General features: G+C 67.5%; 17 protein-coding genes. 14 read left to right on the top strand and 3 right to left on the bottom strand.

Annotation, left to right across the window (positions count from 1 at the left end; genetic code table 11):
• The first annotated feature begins 242 nt into the window (after nucleotides 1-242).
• From ACF8ME_RS04945 to ACF8ME_RS04900, 10 genes are all read left to right on the top strand, one after another.
• Nucleotides 243-644, top strand: a complete 402-nt coding sequence (locus ACF8ME_RS04945; protein WP_013800379.1) for a MerR family DNA-binding transcriptional regulator — start codon at nucleotides 243-245, stop codon at nucleotides 642-644.
• 36 nt (nucleotides 645-680) lie between these two features.
• Entirely contained in the window at nucleotides 681-1,139 is a 459-nt protein-coding gene (locus ACF8ME_RS04940) for a PaaI family thioesterase (RefSeq protein WP_016452801.1), read from the top strand.
• Between the two features lie 43 nt (nucleotides 1,140-1,182).
• A complete protein-coding gene (locus ACF8ME_RS04935) occupies nucleotides 1,183-2,370 on the top strand; it encodes an isovaleryl-CoA dehydrogenase (protein ID WP_160853221.1) in 1,188 nt (395 codons plus the stop codon).
• 56 nt (nucleotides 2,371-2,426) lie between these two features.
• A complete protein-coding gene (can, locus tag ACF8ME_RS04930; protein ID WP_016450015.1) occupies nucleotides 2,427-3,089 on the top strand; it encodes a carbonate dehydratase in 663 nt (220 codons plus the stop codon).
• Nucleotides 3,090-3,122: 33 nt separating this feature from the next.
• The gene (aceK, locus tag ACF8ME_RS04925; RefSeq protein WP_392415485.1) at nucleotides 3,123-4,910 is read left to right on the top strand and encodes a bifunctional isocitrate dehydrogenase kinase/phosphatase; all 1,788 of its coding nucleotides are present in this window, start codon (nucleotides 3,123-3,125) and stop codon (nucleotides 4,908-4,910) included.
• A 44-nt stretch (nucleotides 4,911-4,954) separates the two neighbouring features.
• Nucleotides 4,955-6,142 (top strand): acetyl-CoA C-acyltransferase, encoded by a 1,188-nt coding sequence (locus tag ACF8ME_RS04920; RefSeq protein ID WP_016450017.1) that lies wholly within the window; start codon nucleotides 4,955-4,957, stop codon nucleotides 6,140-6,142.
• A gap of 180 nt (nucleotides 6,143-6,322) precedes the next feature.
• Nucleotides 6,323-6,946, top strand: coding sequence for a pyridoxamine 5'-phosphate oxidase family protein (locus tag ACF8ME_RS04915; protein WP_016450018.1), 624 nt, complete (start codon nucleotides 6,323-6,325; stop codon nucleotides 6,944-6,946).
• Nucleotides 6,947-6,974: 28 nt separating this feature from the next.
• A complete protein-coding gene (locus ACF8ME_RS04910) occupies nucleotides 6,975-7,637 on the top strand; it encodes an SDR family oxidoreductase (RefSeq protein ID WP_016450019.1) in 663 nt (220 codons plus the stop codon).
• A gap of 47 nt (nucleotides 7,638-7,684) precedes the next feature.
• On the top strand, nucleotides 7,685-8,815 hold the full coding sequence (locus ACF8ME_RS04905; RefSeq protein ID WP_034397414.1) for an acyl-CoA dehydrogenase family protein: 1,131 nt from the start codon (nucleotides 7,685-7,687) through the stop codon (nucleotides 8,813-8,815).
• Nucleotides 8,816-8,957: 142 nt separating this feature from the next.
• Entirely contained in the window at nucleotides 8,958-9,749 is a 792-nt protein-coding gene (locus tag ACF8ME_RS04900) for an alpha/beta fold hydrolase (RefSeq protein ID WP_392415483.1), read from the top strand.
• 2 nt (nucleotides 9,750-9,751) lie between these two features.
• On the opposite strand, the gene ACF8ME_RS04895 is transcribed toward ACF8ME_RS04900, so the two are convergent.
• Nucleotides 9,752-10,249, bottom strand: coding sequence for a DUF421 domain-containing protein (locus ACF8ME_RS04895; protein WP_016450022.1), 498 nt, complete (start codon nucleotides 10,247-10,249; stop codon nucleotides 9,752-9,754).
• A 166-nt stretch (nucleotides 10,250-10,415) separates the two neighbouring features.
• Here ACF8ME_RS04895 and ACF8ME_RS04890 point away from each other — a divergent pair, with 166 nt between their 5' ends.
• Nucleotides 10,416-10,829 carry a YchJ family protein gene (locus ACF8ME_RS04890; RefSeq protein ID WP_392415481.1) on the top strand — a complete coding sequence of 138 codons (414 nt, stop codon included), beginning with the start codon at nucleotides 10,416-10,418 and terminating at the stop codon, nucleotides 10,827-10,829.
• Complete coding sequence (locus tag ACF8ME_RS04885; RefSeq protein ID WP_392415479.1) at nucleotides 10,813-12,702, top strand: hybrid sensor histidine kinase/response regulator; 1,890 nt, start codon at nucleotides 10,813-10,815, stop codon at nucleotides 12,700-12,702. The genes ACF8ME_RS04890 and ACF8ME_RS04885 overlap by 17 nt, the downstream gene beginning before the upstream one ends.
• Here the strand turns inward: ACF8ME_RS04885 and ACF8ME_RS04880 are convergent.
• The gene (locus ACF8ME_RS04880; RefSeq protein WP_126312715.1) at nucleotides 12,672-13,409 is read right to left on the bottom strand and encodes a response regulator transcription factor; all 738 of its coding nucleotides are present in this window, start codon (nucleotides 13,407-13,409) and stop codon (nucleotides 12,672-12,674) included. The two genes, ACF8ME_RS04885 and ACF8ME_RS04880, sit on opposite strands and share 31 nt — an antisense overlap.
• 187 nt (nucleotides 13,410-13,596) lie before the next feature.
• Here ACF8ME_RS04880 and ACF8ME_RS04875 point away from each other — a divergent pair, with 187 nt between their 5' ends.
• Complete coding sequence (locus ACF8ME_RS04875; protein ID WP_016450026.1) at nucleotides 13,597-14,646, top strand: hypothetical protein; 1,050 nt, start codon at nucleotides 13,597-13,599, stop codon at nucleotides 14,644-14,646.
• Between the two features lie 99 nt (nucleotides 14,647-14,745).
• The gene (locus ACF8ME_RS04870; protein ID WP_016450027.1) at nucleotides 14,746-15,438 is read left to right on the top strand and encodes an HAD family phosphatase; all 693 of its coding nucleotides are present in this window, start codon (nucleotides 14,746-14,748) and stop codon (nucleotides 15,436-15,438) included.
• Between the two features lie 13 nt (nucleotides 15,439-15,451).
• On the opposite strand, the gene ACF8ME_RS04865 is transcribed toward ACF8ME_RS04870, so the two are convergent.
• A complete protein-coding gene (locus ACF8ME_RS04865; protein ID WP_016452790.1) occupies nucleotides 15,452-16,117 on the bottom strand; it encodes a glutathione S-transferase family protein in 666 nt (221 codons plus the stop codon).
• Nucleotides 16,118-16,142: the final 25 nt, after the last annotated feature.

The raw sequence follows: 16,142 nt of genomic DNA, 5'->3' as shown, positions 1-16,142 counted from the left end.
TGCAGGAAACGGGGAAACAGGCTGAACCGCCAAAACGGACGGCTCAACGGAACATCCGAAAATGGACAACCCAAAAAAGAGAGCGCTGACGCGCTCTCTTTTTATTCCTGCCAGGCTTCTTCATCGCACCCGGATGCAACATCCGGCGCAGTTTCCTGCGGACAATTCCGCTAGCATTGACGTTAACGTCAACGTCGCATTCCCATGGCCGCCGGCTGTGGATGCCGGCGGACTCTCCAGCCATGTCGACCACCTACACCATCAGCGATCTTGCCAAGGAGTTCGATCTCACGACCCGGGCCATCCGCTTCTATGAGGACATGGGCCTGCTTGAGCCCGAGCGTGCCGGGCCTGGCGGACGCAATCGCGTCTACAGCGCGCGTGATCGCACACGTCTTCGCCTGACCTTGCGGGCCAAGCGGCTGGGACTGTCTCTGAACGAAGCCAAGGAGATCATCGATCTCTACGACAGCCCCCGTGACACGGGCGTGCAACTGCGCAAATTCCTGGAGGTGCTGGCTGTGCACCGCCGCCAGCTCGAAGACCGCCTGGCCGATCTGCAGGCCAACCTAGCCGAGGTGCGAGAGCAGGAATCCGAGGCCCGCACTTTGTTGAAACACCTGGATGGGAAAAATGCTTCATAATTGACGTTTACGTAAACGTAATTTGTGAGGCTTGCCTTGACCGTGCCCCGCCTGGAACCTGCCAACAGCGACTTTGCCCGCCGTGTGCAAGACAGTTTTGCACGCCAGGGCGCGATGCACACCCTGGGCGCCGAGCTGTCCTTGCTGGAGCCCGGTGCCGTCGATGTCTGCCTGGACTGGGCGCCCGGACTGACGCAGCAGCATGGCTTTTTGCATGCCGGCATGGTTTCCACGGCGCTGGATTCCGCCTGCGGCTACGCAGGGCTGACCCTGATGCCGGCCGATGCTGCCGTGCTCACCATTGAATTCAAGATCAACTTGCTGGCCCCTGCCAAGGGCCAGCGCTTTCGCATGGAAGGCCGTGTGCTCAAGCCGGGCCGCACCATCACCGTGACCGAAGGGCGCGCCTACGCCATCGACGAAGGCCGCGAGAAACTGATTGCCACCATGGGCTGCACGCTGATGTGCGTGCAGGGCCGCGATCTGGCCGATTGAGCCGGGCGGCGTTCTTTCCCCCAATTTCCACAGGAGACATGAGATGAGCCTTTCCAACCTGCCGGGCCTGAACTTCCAACTGGGCGAGGACATCGATGCGCTGCGCGATGCCGTGCGCGAGTTCGCACAGGCCGAGATTGCACCGCGCGCCGGCGAGATCGACCGCGACGACCAGTTCCCCATGGACCTGTGGCGCAAGTTCGGCGACCTGGGCGTGCTGGGCATCACCGTGTCCGAGCAGTACGGCGGTGCCGACATGGGCTACCTGGCCCACATGGTGGCGATGGAGGAAATCTCGCGTGCCAGCGCATCGGTGGGCCTGTCCTACGGCGCGCACAGCAATCTCTGCGTGAACCAGATCAACCGCAACGGCAATGAAGCGCAAAAGGCCAAGTACCTGCCCAAGCTGATCAGCGGCGAGCATGTGGGCGCGCTGGCCATGAGCGAGCCCGGCGCCGGCTCGGACGTGATCAGCATGAAGCTCAGGGCCGAGGACAAGGGCGGCTACTACCTGCTCAACGGCACCAAGATGTGGATCACCAACGGTCCCGATGCCGACACCCTGGTGGTCTACGCTAAGACCGAGCCCGAGCTGAACGCCCGCGGCGTGACTGCCTTCCTGATCGAGAAGGGCATGAAGGGCTTTTCCATTGCCCAGAAGCTGGACAAGCTGGGCATGCGTGGCAGCCACACGGGCGAGCTGGTGTTCGAGAACGTCGAGGTGCCGGCCGAGAACGTGCTGGGCGGCGTGAACAACGGCGCCAAGGTGCTGATGAGCGGCCTGGACTATGAGCGCGCCGTGCTGACGGGCGGGCCGCTGGGCATCATGCAGTCGGTGATGGACAACGTGGTGCCCTACATCCATGACCGCAAGCAGTTCGGCCAGAGCATCGGCGAGTTCCAGCTCATCCAGGGCAAGGTGGCGGACATGTACACCGTGCTGCAAGCGGGCCGCTCCTTTGCCTATACGGTCGCCAAAAACCTCGATCTGCTGGGAACCGAGCATGTTCGCCAAGTTCGCAAGGATTGCGCCAGCGTCATCCTGTGGTGCGCCGAGAAGGCGACATGGATGGCCGGCGAAGGCGTTCAAATCTATGGGGGTAATGGGTATATCAACGAATACCCACTGGGTCGCCTCTGGCGGGATGCGAAACTCTATGAGATCGGCGCCGGCACCAGCGAGATCCGTCGCATGCTGATCGGCCGCGAGCTGTTCGCAGAGACCTGCTGATCTTTCGCCTGCCTGCTGCGCCGTTCTTGAGTTTGACCCCAACAAAAGGATTGTTTATGAGCACAACCTCCATCGAAGAGCTGTTTGTCCACAACCGCGAATGGGCCCAGCAGGTGGAGCGTGACCGGCCCGGTTTCTTCACTGGGCTGATGGCGCAGCAAAAACCCCGCTACATGTGGATCGGCTGTTCCGACAGCCGCGTGCCCGCGAACCAGATCACGGGCCTGGAGCCCGGCGAGGTGTTCGTGCACCGCAACGTGGCCAACGTGGTCGTGCCCAGCGACCTGAACTGCCTGTCCACCATCCAGTACGCGGTGGACCAGCTCAAGGTCGAGCACCTGATGGTCGTCGGCCACTATGGCTGCGGCGGCGTGCTGGCGGCACTGGAGGATGTGCGCGTGGGCCTGGCCGACAACTGGATCCGCCACGTGAAGGACGTGCGCGACAAGCACCAGGCGCTGCTGGCCAGCCTGTCGCCGCAATGGCGCCATGACGCGCTGTGCGAGCTCAATGCCATCGAGCAGGTGATCAATGTGGCGCAGAGCACGGTGATGCAGGATGCCTGGGCGCGCGGCCAGAAGGTCACGCTGCACGGCTGGTGCTATGGCCTCAAGGACGGCCTGATCACCAATCTGCAGATGACCGTGCCCGGTGTCGGCGGCATCGCCAACATCCATGCCGAGGCTGTCGAGCTGGTCGCCAGCCGCCAGCGCGACTGAGCGGCCATGGCAGGCGGGACCCCGGGAGACTTCATGCCGATGCCTGCCCAGGACACCCTGCTTGCCCATGACATCGCGCGGGCGATGATGGATGGCTTCAACCGCCATTACCGCCTGTTCCGCGCCGAATCGGCCCGCGCCAAACACCGCTTCGAAACTGCCGACTGGCTGGGCCAGCAGCGCGCGCAGCGCGAGCGCATCGAGTTCTACGACCTGCGCGTGCGCGAATGCGTGCGCCGGCTTGAAAAGGAATTTGCGGCCGGCGCCCAGCCCATGCCGGTCTGGCAGCAGATCAAGCGCCACTACATCGGGCTCATGGTCAACCACCTGCAGCCGGAGCTGGCCGAGACCTTCTTCAACTCGGTCACCACCAAGATCCTGCACCGTACGCACTTCCACAACGACTTCATCTTCGTGCGGCCGGCCGTCAGTACGGAATACATAGAGAACCAGGAGCCGGCCGCACGCCCGGCCTACCTGGCCTTCTACCCCACGCGCGAGACACTGTCGCAGACGCTGCGCGAAGTCGTGGAGCAGTTCGCGCTGCAGCGCCCCTTCGAGGACCTGGAGCGCGACATCGCCCGCCTGGCCGAGCGCCTGGAGCCGCAGCTGCAGGCCATGCGCCTGTACGCCAACTTCCAGATCCAGGTGCTGTCCGGCCTGTTTTTCCGCAACAAGGGCGCCTACATCGTCGGCAAGATCATCAACGGCTTTGCCGAGCTGTCCTGGGCCGTGCCCATCCTGCATGGGGACAACGGCCGGCTGGTGCTGCATGCGGCCCTGTTCGGCGAGAAGGACCTGCACGGCCTCTTCAGCTTTGCGCGTGCCTACTTCATGGTCGACACCGACGTGCCCAGCGCCTACGTGCAGTTCCTGCGCAGCCTCATGCCGCGCAAGCCGCGCGCCGAGCTGTACAACGCCCTGGGCCTGGCCAAGCAGGGCAAGACGCTGTTCTACCGCGACTTCCTGCACCACCTGCGCCATTCGCGCGACCAGTTCCGCATCGCGCCCGGCATCAAGGGCATGGTCATGCTGGTGTTCGACCTGCCCAGCTTTCCCTATGTGTTCAAGCTCATCAAGGACCGGTTCGCCGCGCCCAAGGAGATCACCCGCGAGCAGGTCAAGGCCAAGTACCGCCTGGTCAAGCAGCACGACCGCGTGGGGCGCATGGCCGACACGCTGGAGTACAGCCTGGTGGCCTTCCCGCGCGAGCGCTTCTCGGAGGCGCTGATCGCCGAGATCCTGGAGCACGCGCCCAGCCAGGTCGAGATCAGCGACCGCGACGGCGATGGCCGGCAGGAGGTCATCATCTCCCACCTCTACATAGAGCGGCGCATGGTGCCGCTGAACCTGCTGCTGCAGGAGTGCTTCGATGACGGGCTGGACCTGCCGGGACCGCGGCAGCGGCTGGAGAGCGCCGTGATCGAATACGGAAATGCCATCAAGGACCTGGTGGCCGCCAACATCTTCCCGGGCGACATGCTGTGGAAGAACTTCGGCATCACGCGCGGCGGCAAGGTGGTGTTCTACGACTACGACGAGATCGAATACCTGACCGACTGCCATTTCCGCCAGGTGCCTGCGCCGCGCAACGAGGAAGACGAGCTCAGCGGCGAGGTCTGGTATCCCGTGGGCCCGCGCGATGTGTTCCCGGAAACCTTCGCGCCCTTTTTGCTGGGCAATCCGGCCGTGCGCGAAGTTTTCATGCGCCACCATGCCGACCTGCTCGATCCCGCCTTCTGGCAGGGGCACCAGCAGCGCATCCGCGAAGGCCACGTGCACGACGTCTATCCCTACGAGCGCAGCCGCTGGCTGGCCTGACCCGTTTGTTTTCCCCTCACCATCACCACATCCAGGAGATAAGCATGCAAGACCCCATCGTCATCGTCGGCGCAGCCCGCACCCCCATGGGCGCATTCCAGGGCGACTTCGCCGATCTCGCGGCCCACGATCTGGGCGGCGCCGCCATCAAGGCCGCCGTGCAGCGTGCCGGCGTGGCGCCGGAGAAGGTGGACGAAGTGCTGTTCGGCAACTGCCTGATGGCGGGCCAGGGACAGGCGCCTGCGCGCCAGGCAGGCTTCAAGGGTGGCCTGCCGCGCAGCACGGGCGCCGTGACCCTGTCCAAGATGTGCGGCGCCGGCATGGAGGCCACCATTCTGGCCCATGACCAGCTGGTGGCGGGCAGCCGCGATGTGGTGGTCTCCGGCGGCATGGAGAGCATGACCAATGCGCCCTACCTGCTCAAGAAGGGCCGTGGCGGCTACCGCATGGGCCACGACAAGGTCTATGACCACATGATGCTCGACGGCCTGGAGGACGCCTACGAGCCGGGCCGCTCCATGGGCACCTTTGGCGAGGACTGCGCCGCCAAATACCACTTCACGCGCGAGCAGCAGGACGCCTACGCCATCGAAAGCGTCAAGCGCGCCCAGGCCGCCACGGAAAGCGGCGCCTTCGCGGCCGAGATCACGCCCGTCACCGTCTCCACGCGCAAGGGCGATGTCACGGTCAGCATCGACGAAGGCCCGGCCAAGGCCAAGCTGGACAAGATCGCCAGCCTCAAGCCCGCCTTCAAGAAGGACGGCACGATCACGGCGGCATCGAGCTCCAGCATCAACGACGGCGCCGCCGCCCTGGTGCTGATGCGCGAGTCCACGGCCAAGGAGCTGGGCTGCAAGCCGCTGGCGCGCATCGTCGCCCATGCCACGCATGCCCAGGAGCCCGAATGGTTCACCACGGCCCCCGTGGGCGCCACGCAGAAGGCCCTCAAGAAGGCCGGCTGGACGGCGGCGGATGTGGACCTGTGGGAAGTCAACGAAGCCTTTGCCGTCGTGCCCATGGCCCTGATGGCCGAGCTGGGCGTGCCGCGCGACAAGGTCAACGTCAACGGCGGCGCCTGCGCGCTGGGCCACCCCATCGGCGCCAGCGGTGCGCGCATCCTGGTCACGCTGCTGCACGCCCTGCAGGCGCGTGGCGGCAAGCGCGGCCTGGCCACGCTGTGCATAGGCGGCGGCGAAGGAACAGCCATGGCGATAGAAATGGTCACCCCCTGAGGCGCTGCGCGCCCTCCCCCTGAAAGGGGGACAACACCCTCGGTGCGGGGCGGCGCGGCCGGCGTAGGCCATTCCTCGGTGTCTCTGATTTGCATTGCGCCAGTTTTATGGGCAGCGCCACAGACGTCCAGAGAGCTAGACTTGGATCGGCCGATCCGCTATTACTTTGACCTCTCGACCATGATCACCAGCGAAGAACAGTTGCGCAGCCTGTATGCCATGCCGGCCGAAAGGGCCTTGCTCAAGCAGCAGGTGGACCTGGACCGGCATTGCCTGCGCTTCATCGCGCTGTCGCCGCTGTGCATCGTGGCCACGGGGGGCGCGGCGGGCTCGCTGATGGATGCCTCGCCGCGCGGCGGAAAGCCGGGCTTCATCAAGGCGCCCGACAACCAGACGCTGCTGATCCCCGACTCGGGCGGCAACAACCGCCTGGACAGCTTCAGCAACCTGATCGCCGATCCGCGCATCGGCCTGCTGTTCATGGTGCCGGGCTTCGACGAGACGCTGCGCGTCAACGGCGTGGCCAGGCTGCGCGACGAGGCCCACTACACGGCGCTGTTCGCCAACGAAGGCTTCCGGCCCAAGATCGTTCTGGAGATCCAGGTGCAGGAGGCCTATCTGCACTGCGCCAAGGCCCTCATGCGCGCCCGGCTCTGGAAGCCCGAGTCCCAGGTGCCGCGCAACGTCATGCCGTCGGTGAACCAGATGGTCCACCAGCAGATCGGCCTGCCTGCGCCCACCGAGACGCAGGAGGCCATGGTCGAGCGCTACGAAAAACAGATCGCGGGCGAGCAGGGCCGCTGACCGTATTCCATTTGAAAGGTCGAAAGACATGGCAGTCACTCTGGTGTTGGGAGCCTCGCGCGGGCTCGGTTTTGCCTTGGTAGAGGCCTATACGGCCCAGGGCCGCAGCGTGGTCGCCACGGTGCGCAGCGAGGCCGATCGCGAGCGCGTCGAAGCCACGGGCGCCAAGGTGCTGCTGGTGGATGTGGCCGATCCGGCCAGCGTCAGCGGCCTGGCCTGGCAGCTCGATGGCGAGAAGATCGAGCTGGCGCTGTACGTGGCCGGAGTGTGGGATGCCCACAGCTCGGCCACGCCGCCCACGCGCGAGCAGTTCGACCGCGTCATGCACACCAATGTGCTGGGCGCCATGCAGGTGCTGCCCCAGGTGGCGCCGATGGTCGAGGCGGCGGGCGGCGTGTTCGGCCTGTTCTCCAGCGAGATGTCGCTGCTGGCCGGCGCCGAATCCGACGCCTGGCTCTACCGCGTCAGCAAGGCCGCGCTCAACATGGTCGTGGCCAGCGCCCAGCCGCAATGGCCCGGCGCCACCGTGGTCGCGCTGGACCCGGGCTGGGTGCAGACCGACATGGGCGGCGAGTCCGCCACCTTCACCGTGGAGCAAAGCGTGCAGGGTCTGGTCCGCACCCTGGCCGGCGTCACGCCGGCTGATCGGGGCCGCATGCTGCGCCACGACGGGCAGCGCATCGCCTGGTAGCTGCGGCCGGGACAACGAACAACGAAACAAGAATCAGGAGACAAGACATGCTGCTCAACGCAGACCAGGAAATGATCCGTGACGCGGTGCGCGACTTCGTGCGCACCGAAATCACGCCCCATGCCGCCCGCTGGGACAAGGAACACCACTTTCCCAAGAACGTGCACCAGGGCCTGGCGGCGCTGGGCGCCTACGGCATCTGCGTGCCCGAGGAGTACGGCGGCGCCGGCCTTGACTACCTGAGCCTGGCCCTGGTGCTGGAGGAAATCGCAGCCGGCGACGGCGGCACCAGCACGGTGATCAGCGTCACCAACTGCCCCGTCAACGCCATCCTCATGCGCTACGGCAGCGAGGCGCAAAAGCAGCAATGGCTGGCGCCGCTGGCGCGCGGCGAGATGCTGGGCGCCTTCTGCCTGACCGAGCCGCATGTGGGCTCGGACGCCTCGGCGCTGCGCACCACGGCCACGCGCGACGGCAGCGACTACGTGATCAACGGCGTCAAGCAATTCATCACCAGCGGCAAGAACGGCGACGTGGCCATCGTCATCGCCGTCACCGACAAGGCGGCCGGCAAGCGCGGCATGAGCGCCTTCATCGTTCCGACCTCCGCACCCGGCTACCAGGTGCTGCGGCTGGAGGACAAGCTGGGCCAGCACAGTTCGGACACGGCCCAGATCCAGTTCGAGGGCTGCCGCATCCCCGCCGCGAACCTCATCGGCGCCGAGGGCGAGGGCTACAAGATTGCGCTGTCGGCGCTGGAGGGCGGGCGCATCGGCATTGCCGCGCAAAGCGTGGGCATGGCGCGTGCGGCCTTCGATTGCGCGCTCCAGTACTCCAAGGAGCGCGAGAGCTTCGGCCAGCCCATCTTCAACCACCAGGCCGTGGGCTTTCGCCTGGCCGACTGCGCCACGCAGATCGAGGCCGCTCGCCAGCTGATCTGGCATGCGGCCAGCCTGCGCGATGCCGGCCTGCCCTGCCTCAAGGAAGCGGCCATGGCCAAGCTGTTCGCCAGCGAAATGGCCGAGCGCGTGTGCAGCGCCGCCATCCAGACCCTGGGCGGCTATGGCGTGGTCAGCGACTTCCCCGTGGAACGCATCTACCGCGATGTGCGCGTCTGCCAGATCTACGAAGGCACGAGCGACGTGCAGAAAATTCTCATCCAGCGCGCCCTGGCCTGAGGCCAATCCCCCACGCTGCGGGTCGGGCCGGATGGCCCTGACACCCGCAGGGCTTAGCATGGAGCATCGCCGGCACGGCGCCCGAGAGAGGCGGGCGGCCGTTTCCGGCAGGTTTGTGACCACCTTCGCAGGAGATCCCGACATGCCCATCGCTTCCGTCAACGGCCAGAACCTGTACTACGAGGACACGGGCGGGCGCGGCCCGGTCCTGGTGTTTTCGCACGGGCTGCTCATGGACCACACCATGTTCGCTCCCCAGGTCCAGGCACTGCAGGGGCGCTTTCGCTGCATCAGCTGGGACGAGCGCGGCCATGGCCAGACGGCAGACCCCGAGCAGTGCGCACCCTTCGACTACTACGACTCGGCCGACGACCTGGCCGCCCTGCTGGCGCACCTGGGCGTGGAGCGCGCGGTGCTGGTGGGCATGTCGCAGGGCGGCTATCTGTCGCTGCGCTGTGCGCTCATCCACCCCGAGGTCGTGCGTGCGCTGGTGCTGATCGACACCCAGGCCATGCTGGAAGACCCCGAGCAGATGCCCCACCACGAGGCGTTGCTGAGGGCCTGGATGGAGCATGGCCTCAGCGACGACATGGCGGCCACGGTGGAGCGCACCATCCTGGGCCAGGGCTGGAGCGGCGCGGCCGCCTGGCGCGCCAAATGGAAGAAGGCCACGCCCATCAACCTGGGGCAGAGCTTTCTGGCGCTGGCCCAGCGCGATGACATCAGCCCACGACTGCCCGACATCCACGTACCGGCACTGGTCATCCATGGCACGGACGACATCGCCATCACGCTCGACCGTGCACGCGCCATGGCCAAGGCCTTGCCCAGGGCGCAGTGGGTGGAGGTGCCGGGGGCCGGCCATGCGGCCAACCTCACGCATCCGCAGCCCGTGAACCTGGCCATCGAGCGCTTCCTGGAGCAGCTCGACTAGGCTCAGACCGGCGGATCGCCGTCGTTCTCGCTGTCGCGGCGGCGAAGGACGACGGTGATGCTGCCGTCGGTCTCCAGCGTGGCGCGCTCCACCTCTCTGAGGTGCAGGCAGCCGCCCGCACGCAGCGCGGCCTCGATATCGTCGCGCGTGATGCGTTCCTCGCGCATCAGATCCTTGTTCAGGTGGCCGTCCGTGATCAGGGCCTGGGCCTTGCCGTCGATGAGCCGCTCCAGCGCGGGAAAACGGAAAGTCAGCCAGGACAGCAGCAGATGGCACAGGATCAGCGTGGAGGCCGAGATCATGCCGCCGATCAGCGAGTTGTCCCCGGCATTCATGGAGTTCTGAACGGCATTCGACAGGATGAGCAGCAGCACCAGGTCAAAGGGCGCGTACTGCCCCGTCTGGCGCCGCCCCGTTAGCCGAAGGAACACCAGCAAGAACAGGTAGACGGCCACGCCGCGCACCACGAACTCCCACCACGGGACCGACATTGAAAACATGGGCTCTCCTTACAGGCCCGAGGGCCCGCGGTCAGTATCATGGCCCGCCTGTCCTCCATCAAGAACCCGGTCGCAGCAAGGCGGCCGTGACTGACATGCATTCCTGCTCCCCCGCCGTCCTCTCCCAGGTTCCGCAAGTTTCGCAAGTTCCGCAGGGCCAGCCGCTATGAGCGCTGCCGCCACCTCCCCGGCCTGTCCCTGTGGCCAGCACGATGCCAAGGGCCGGTCCCTGGCCTTCGATGCCTGCTGCGGCCGCTACCTGAACCATTTCGACGACTGCCCTGCGCCCGATGCCCAGGCCTTGATGCGCTCGCGCTACAGCGCCTTCGTGCGTGAGGACGCCGCCTACCTGTTGGCCACCTGGCACGCCAGCCAGCGGCCCGCCACGCTGGACTTCGAGCCCTCGGCGCGCTGGCTGGGGCTGGCGGTCAAGGACTTCCGAAGCACCGGCGAGGACCGCGCCGAGGTGGAATTCGTCGCGCGCTACCGCGTGGCGGGCCGCGCCGTGCGCCTGCATGAGCGCAGCCGCTTCGTGCGCGAAGGCGGGCGCTGGTTCTACGTGGATGGCGACCAGTTCTGAACACGACGGCGGCCCTGCGGAGCCGCTGTGGAAGCTGCAGCAGCGCCAACGGCTGCTGCTGTCCATCGCATCGCGGGGCTCGTCCGAGGCGGCGGCCCTCATCATCCCCGGCATCGTGGTCTGGCTGCAGCGGCACGAAACGGGTGCCTTCCAGGCGCCGCTGCTGCTGTGGTGGCTGGGCATGGCGCTCATGGCCTGCGTCTTCGTCGGTTTGCGGCGCCAGTTGCGTCGGGACCTGGGCGCTGCCGTGCCCTCGGCCGAGTTGCCAACGCGGCTGCAGCGCTGGGAGCGCGTGATGGGCCGCATGGCCTTGCTCAACGCCGGTTCCTGGGCGCTGGCCATACCGCTGACCCATGGCAGCGGCCATGAATTCCGGCTTTTCATCTACCTGGTGCTGTGCGGCGTCGTGGCCTCGGCCGCCACCTTCCTGGCGCCGGCGGCTGCCGTGTTCAAGCGCTTCTTCGGCGTGCTGTACGGCGCCATGTTGCTGGCCGTGGTCTGGTACTTCCCGAACAGGGGCCTGTACCTGCTGCCGCTGCTCATGCTGTATGGCGCTACCATCGCGCGCCATGCCTGGGGGGCGCGCCAGCTCATGCAGCAGCAATGGGCGCAGGAGCGTGACCGCCAGCTGCTGGCCGAGCGCTACCTGGCGGCCAAGGAGCAGGCCGAACAGGCGCTGGAGGCCAAGAGCCGCTTCCTGTCGGCCGCCAGCCATGACCTGCGCCAGCCCCTGCATGCCCTGGGCCTGCTGGTGGAGACCGCCCGCCAGCGCAATGCCGACGGCGCGCTGGCAGGCGTGCTTGACGATGCCCAGGCCTGTGCCCAGTCGCTGGGCACCATGTGCAACGACCTGCTGGACCTGTCGCGGCTGGAGAACGGCACCTGGGAGCTGCGCGCCCAGGTGATGGACCTGCGCATTCTGCTGGGCGATGCCACGCGCCTGTTCGCGGCCGAGGCGCGGCAGCGCGGGCTGGTGCTGCGCTGGCGCGTGGCGCGCGGCCTGGACAGCCTGGTGCGTGCCGACGAGGCCCTGCTGCGCCAGATGGTGTTCAACCTGCTGCACAACGCCCTGCGCTACACCCAGCGCGGCGGCGTGCTGCTGGCCGCCCGCGTGCACGGCGGGGGCTGGCGCATCGAGGTCTGGGACACGGGCCTGGGCATTGCGGCCGAAGACCGGCCCCATGTCTTCGCACCGCACTTTCGCGCGCGCTCAGGCCAGGCGGCCCGGCGCGCGGCCCAGCCTGCGGCCGAGCACCTGCCCGGCGTGAGCAGCCAGGGCCTGGGCCTGGCCGTGGTGGCCGCAGCGGCGCGCCGCATGGGCGTGGAGCATGGTCTGCTGTCCACGCCGGGACGGGGTTCGTGCTTTTGGCTGCAGCTGTCGCCCAGCCTGAGCGTGCAAGCGGACCTGCCTCTGGGGCACGCGCAGGCGCAGGCAGGGGCAGAGGCAGGGGCAGGGGCAGGGGCCGAGGCTGCCGCGAATCCGCCAGGCCGCCCCCTGCTGCAGGGCCGGTGCTGGGTGGTCGATGACGATGTGCAGGTGGCACAGGCCCTGGCCGGCCTGCTGCGCGGCTGGGGGCTGACCGTGGACGTGGCGGCTGCGGGCCGCGAGGCGCAGGCCTGGCTGGCGGCGGGGCAGCATCCCGATTTCGTGCTGTGCGACCACCAGCTGGCCCAGGGCGAGAACGGCTTTGCGCTGCTGCAGAACGTGCTGGCGCAATCGCCGCAGGCGGCGGGCGCCCTGCTCAGCGGCGACCCTTCCGCTGCGCTGGAGCAGCAGGCGCAGGAACTGGGCTATCTGCTGCTGCGCAAGCCCGTGGATCCGCTGGCGCTGCGGGCCCTGCTTCAGCGCAGGCTGGCCGTGGCCGGCGCCTGAACCGTATCGGTCGGCGGTACGGAGGGCGGCAGCTCCAGCGCAATGCCCTGCATGCGCGTGATGGCGTCAATGCGGCTGTGCACGCCCAGGCGCTGCAGGGCGCCTGCCACATGCTCTTTGACCGTGTGCGGCGACAGGTGCAGCAACCGGGCAATGCTGGGATTGGGCAGGCCGCGCAGCACCAAGTCCAGCACCTGGGCCTGGCGCGGGGTGAGGCCCAGCTCGGCCGCCGTCATGCGGATGGCATGGGCGCCGCCCGGCGGCTGCGGCGCCAGCGGGGCGGCGGGGAACCAGGTCTCGCCGCGCAGCAGGGCCGCCACGGCCTGCTGCAGCACCTGCGGCGGCTGCGACTTGAGCACAAAGCCATGGGCCCCGGCCGCGCGTGCCTTCAGGGCAATCGCGCCATGCGTGTCGCCGCTGGTCATGAGCACGCGGCAGGCGGGCGCCAGCGTGCGGATTTCGCGCACCACGTCCGTGCCTGCGCTGGCACCCAGCCAGAAATCCACGATGGCCAGATGCGGCGATCCCCTGCCGGCCATGCACTGCAGGCCTTCGCCCGCATCGGCCACGGCATGGACTTCGGACAGGCCGAATTGTTTCAGGAACTCGGACACGCCCATGGCCGTCAGCGGGTGGTCGTCGATCACCAGGGCATAGCGCCCCGATTGGAGACAGGAGGAATCGGTCAGGAGGGAATGGCTGTGCATGGTCCGCGCGAAGGCATGTCGAAAGGGCTGGAGCGCCAGGGCGCGCCCGGATACACCTTGCGCACATCGTAACGATTACCCCCCGGCCGGGGGGTGACCGGATGTCGGCCAACTCCCCAAAATCGCCGCCGATGCCCTGAGATTCCGCATGGAACGGGCATGTATTCAACGAGAAGGGGAGATAGTCATGAAGATGGTACAGCTCACGCGCCGCAGCGCGGCATTGATGCTTCTGGGAACCCTGGCCGCCTGTGGCGGCGGCGGTGGTGGCGGATCGGGAGAACCGGGCGGCGGAGATCCCGGCAATGGCGGAAATCCTGGCAACCCCGGTACGCCTGGCAACCCCGGCGGCACGCCCACGCCGGTGACCGGCCAGTACCGCATGGAGACCGGTGCGGAGAACTTCGACGCGGCCCTGTCCGCCATGAACGCGCTGGGGGCGCAGGGCTATGCCTTCACCTACAGCCTGGCCTCGGGCGGTACCGCCTTCCCCGTTCCCATCGGTGACTTCTACGTCACCGACACGGCCCACACCGGCACGCGCCTGGACTACCGCATGGTGCCCGATGTGGCGGGCGTCTCGGCCCTGGTGGCCCAGCTCAACGCACAGGGTGCGCAAGGCTACCTGTACAAGTCGGGCATGGCGTTCCCCAGCAGCACGCAGGACCTGCGCAACCTCTATGTGCGCAGCAGCAGCGCCGCAGCCACCTACAGCTACGAGACGCGCCCCGCCGTGGGTGCGCTGGACACGTCGGGCTTCACGCAGCAACTGGCCGAGATGAGCGGCCGGGGTTTCCGCTACATGGGCCCGCTGATCTCGGGCAACGAGATGTTCAACCTCTACGTCAAGGACTCCAAGGCGCCGGCCTTCGAGTACGCGGTGTTCGCATTGGCCGCGCCCTTCGGCATGGCCAACGGCACGGCGCTGAAGCAGCGCCTGGACGAGATGGGGGCCAAGGGCCACCTGCTGCGCGGCGCCCTGGTGCTGCGGGGCAATACCGAAGGCGTGCAGCTGTACGAAAAGAGCGGCGACCAGCAGGGCGCCATCGAGTACCGCGTCGAACCGGTGTCCCAAAGCGCCAGCCTCGCGCAGCGCCTGGAGCAGTTCAACCGCAATGCGGCCGAAGGCTTCTTCGCCTTCGGCGACGTGGTCACCGACGATGGCCGGTTCCATTCCATCTCGGTGCGCAACGTCCGCCGCATGGTGCATCCGCTGGCCGGTGCCTCCTTCCCCTGAGCAGGGCACAGGCATGCGCGGCCGGCGCATAATCCGGCCATTTTCCGCAGCAAGGGCGCCCCAGGGCGCCCTTGCTCAGTTTGTTTCGAGAATCCATCCATGACTGCTTTCGAGGCCGTGCTCTTCGACTGTGACGGCGTGCTCGTCGACAGTGAATCCATCACCAACCGCGTGCTGTGCACCATGCTCAATGAATCGGGCTGGCCCATCAGCACCGAGGAATGCCTGCGCGAATTCATCGGCAAGACCGTGCGCAGCCAGGCCGCGCTGATCGAGGCGCGCACCGGCAAGCCGCTGACCGACGCATGGATGGCCGCCTTCTACGAGCGCCGCAACGCCGCGCTGCGCGCCGAGCTGGTGGCCATTGACGGCGCGCTGTCCGCCGTCAGCCAATCCCATGCGCTGTGCGCTGGCCGCATCGCCTGCGCCTCGGGCGCGGACCGCGCCAAGGTGGAGATGCAGCTGGCCCAGGTCGGCATGGCCCCGTATTTCGAGGGCCGCGTCTTCAGCGGCCATGAGCTGCCGCGCAGCAAGCCCTTTCCCGATGTGTACCTGGCAGCCGCCGCCGCACTGGGCGTGGAGCCGGCGCGCTGCCTGGTCATCGAGGACACGGTGACCGGCGTCACCGCCGGCGTGGCCGCAGGCGCCACGGTCTGGGGCTACTTCCCGGCCGACCAGGGCCACGCATCGGCCGAGCAACTGCTCGAGGCCGGCGCCAGCTGCGTATTCGGCGACATGGGCGAGCTGCCGGCCATGCTGCGCGCCATCGGGCAGGCCAGCGCCAGCGCTTGAGCCTGAGCCGGCCCTAGCGCAGCTGCGGCGAAGGCGTCTCGTCCACGGCCTGCGCACGCGCGGCCTGCTGCTCGGCCTGCAGCGCCCGCTGGAAGGCGGGCCGCTGCTGCAGGCGCTGCCAGTAGGCCTGGGTGGCAGGCCCCCACTGCGGCTCCATCTCCAGGTGCGCCGACAGCATCAGCGCATAGCCCACGGCCACGTCGGCAGCGGTGAAGCGGTCTGCCGCGAGCCAGTGGCGCTGTTCCACGGCCTGCTCCACCGCGCGCAGCCGCGCAAGGAACCAGCGCTGGTAGTCCTGGGCCACCTGGGGCTGGCGCCGTTCGGCTGGCTCGAAGTGGGTGTAGCGCAGCACCAGGGTCTGCGGGAAGGTCAGCGTGGCATCGCTCATGTGCAGCCAGTTGAGGTAGGCGGCGAAGTCTGCCTCCTGCGGCTGCACGGACAGGCCCGCCCCGGGGTGCAGGGCGGCCAGGTATTCGCAGATGGCGGCTGACTCGGTCAGCCTGGCCTCGCCGTGGCGCAGCAGCGGCACCGTGCCCAGCGGGTTGAGTTCCAGGTAGCTGCGCTGCAGCACGCGCGGCGGAAACGGCAGCATGTGCAGCGTGTAGGGAAGCTGCAGTTCTTCGAGCATCCACAGCGCGCGGAAGGAGCGCGCGCTGACGCAATGGTGGAGATGGTGCATGCGCAAAGCCTAGGCCAGATGCGCG

The organism is Delftia sp. WSY_7 (genome assembly GCF_043104845.1).
GTDB lineage: Bacteria > Pseudomonadota > Gammaproteobacteria > Burkholderiales > Burkholderiaceae_C > Comamonas > Comamonas tsuruhatensis.
The sequence above is the reverse complement of the archived record's forward strand: the minus strand, read 5'-3'. Positions and strand labels throughout refer to the sequence as shown.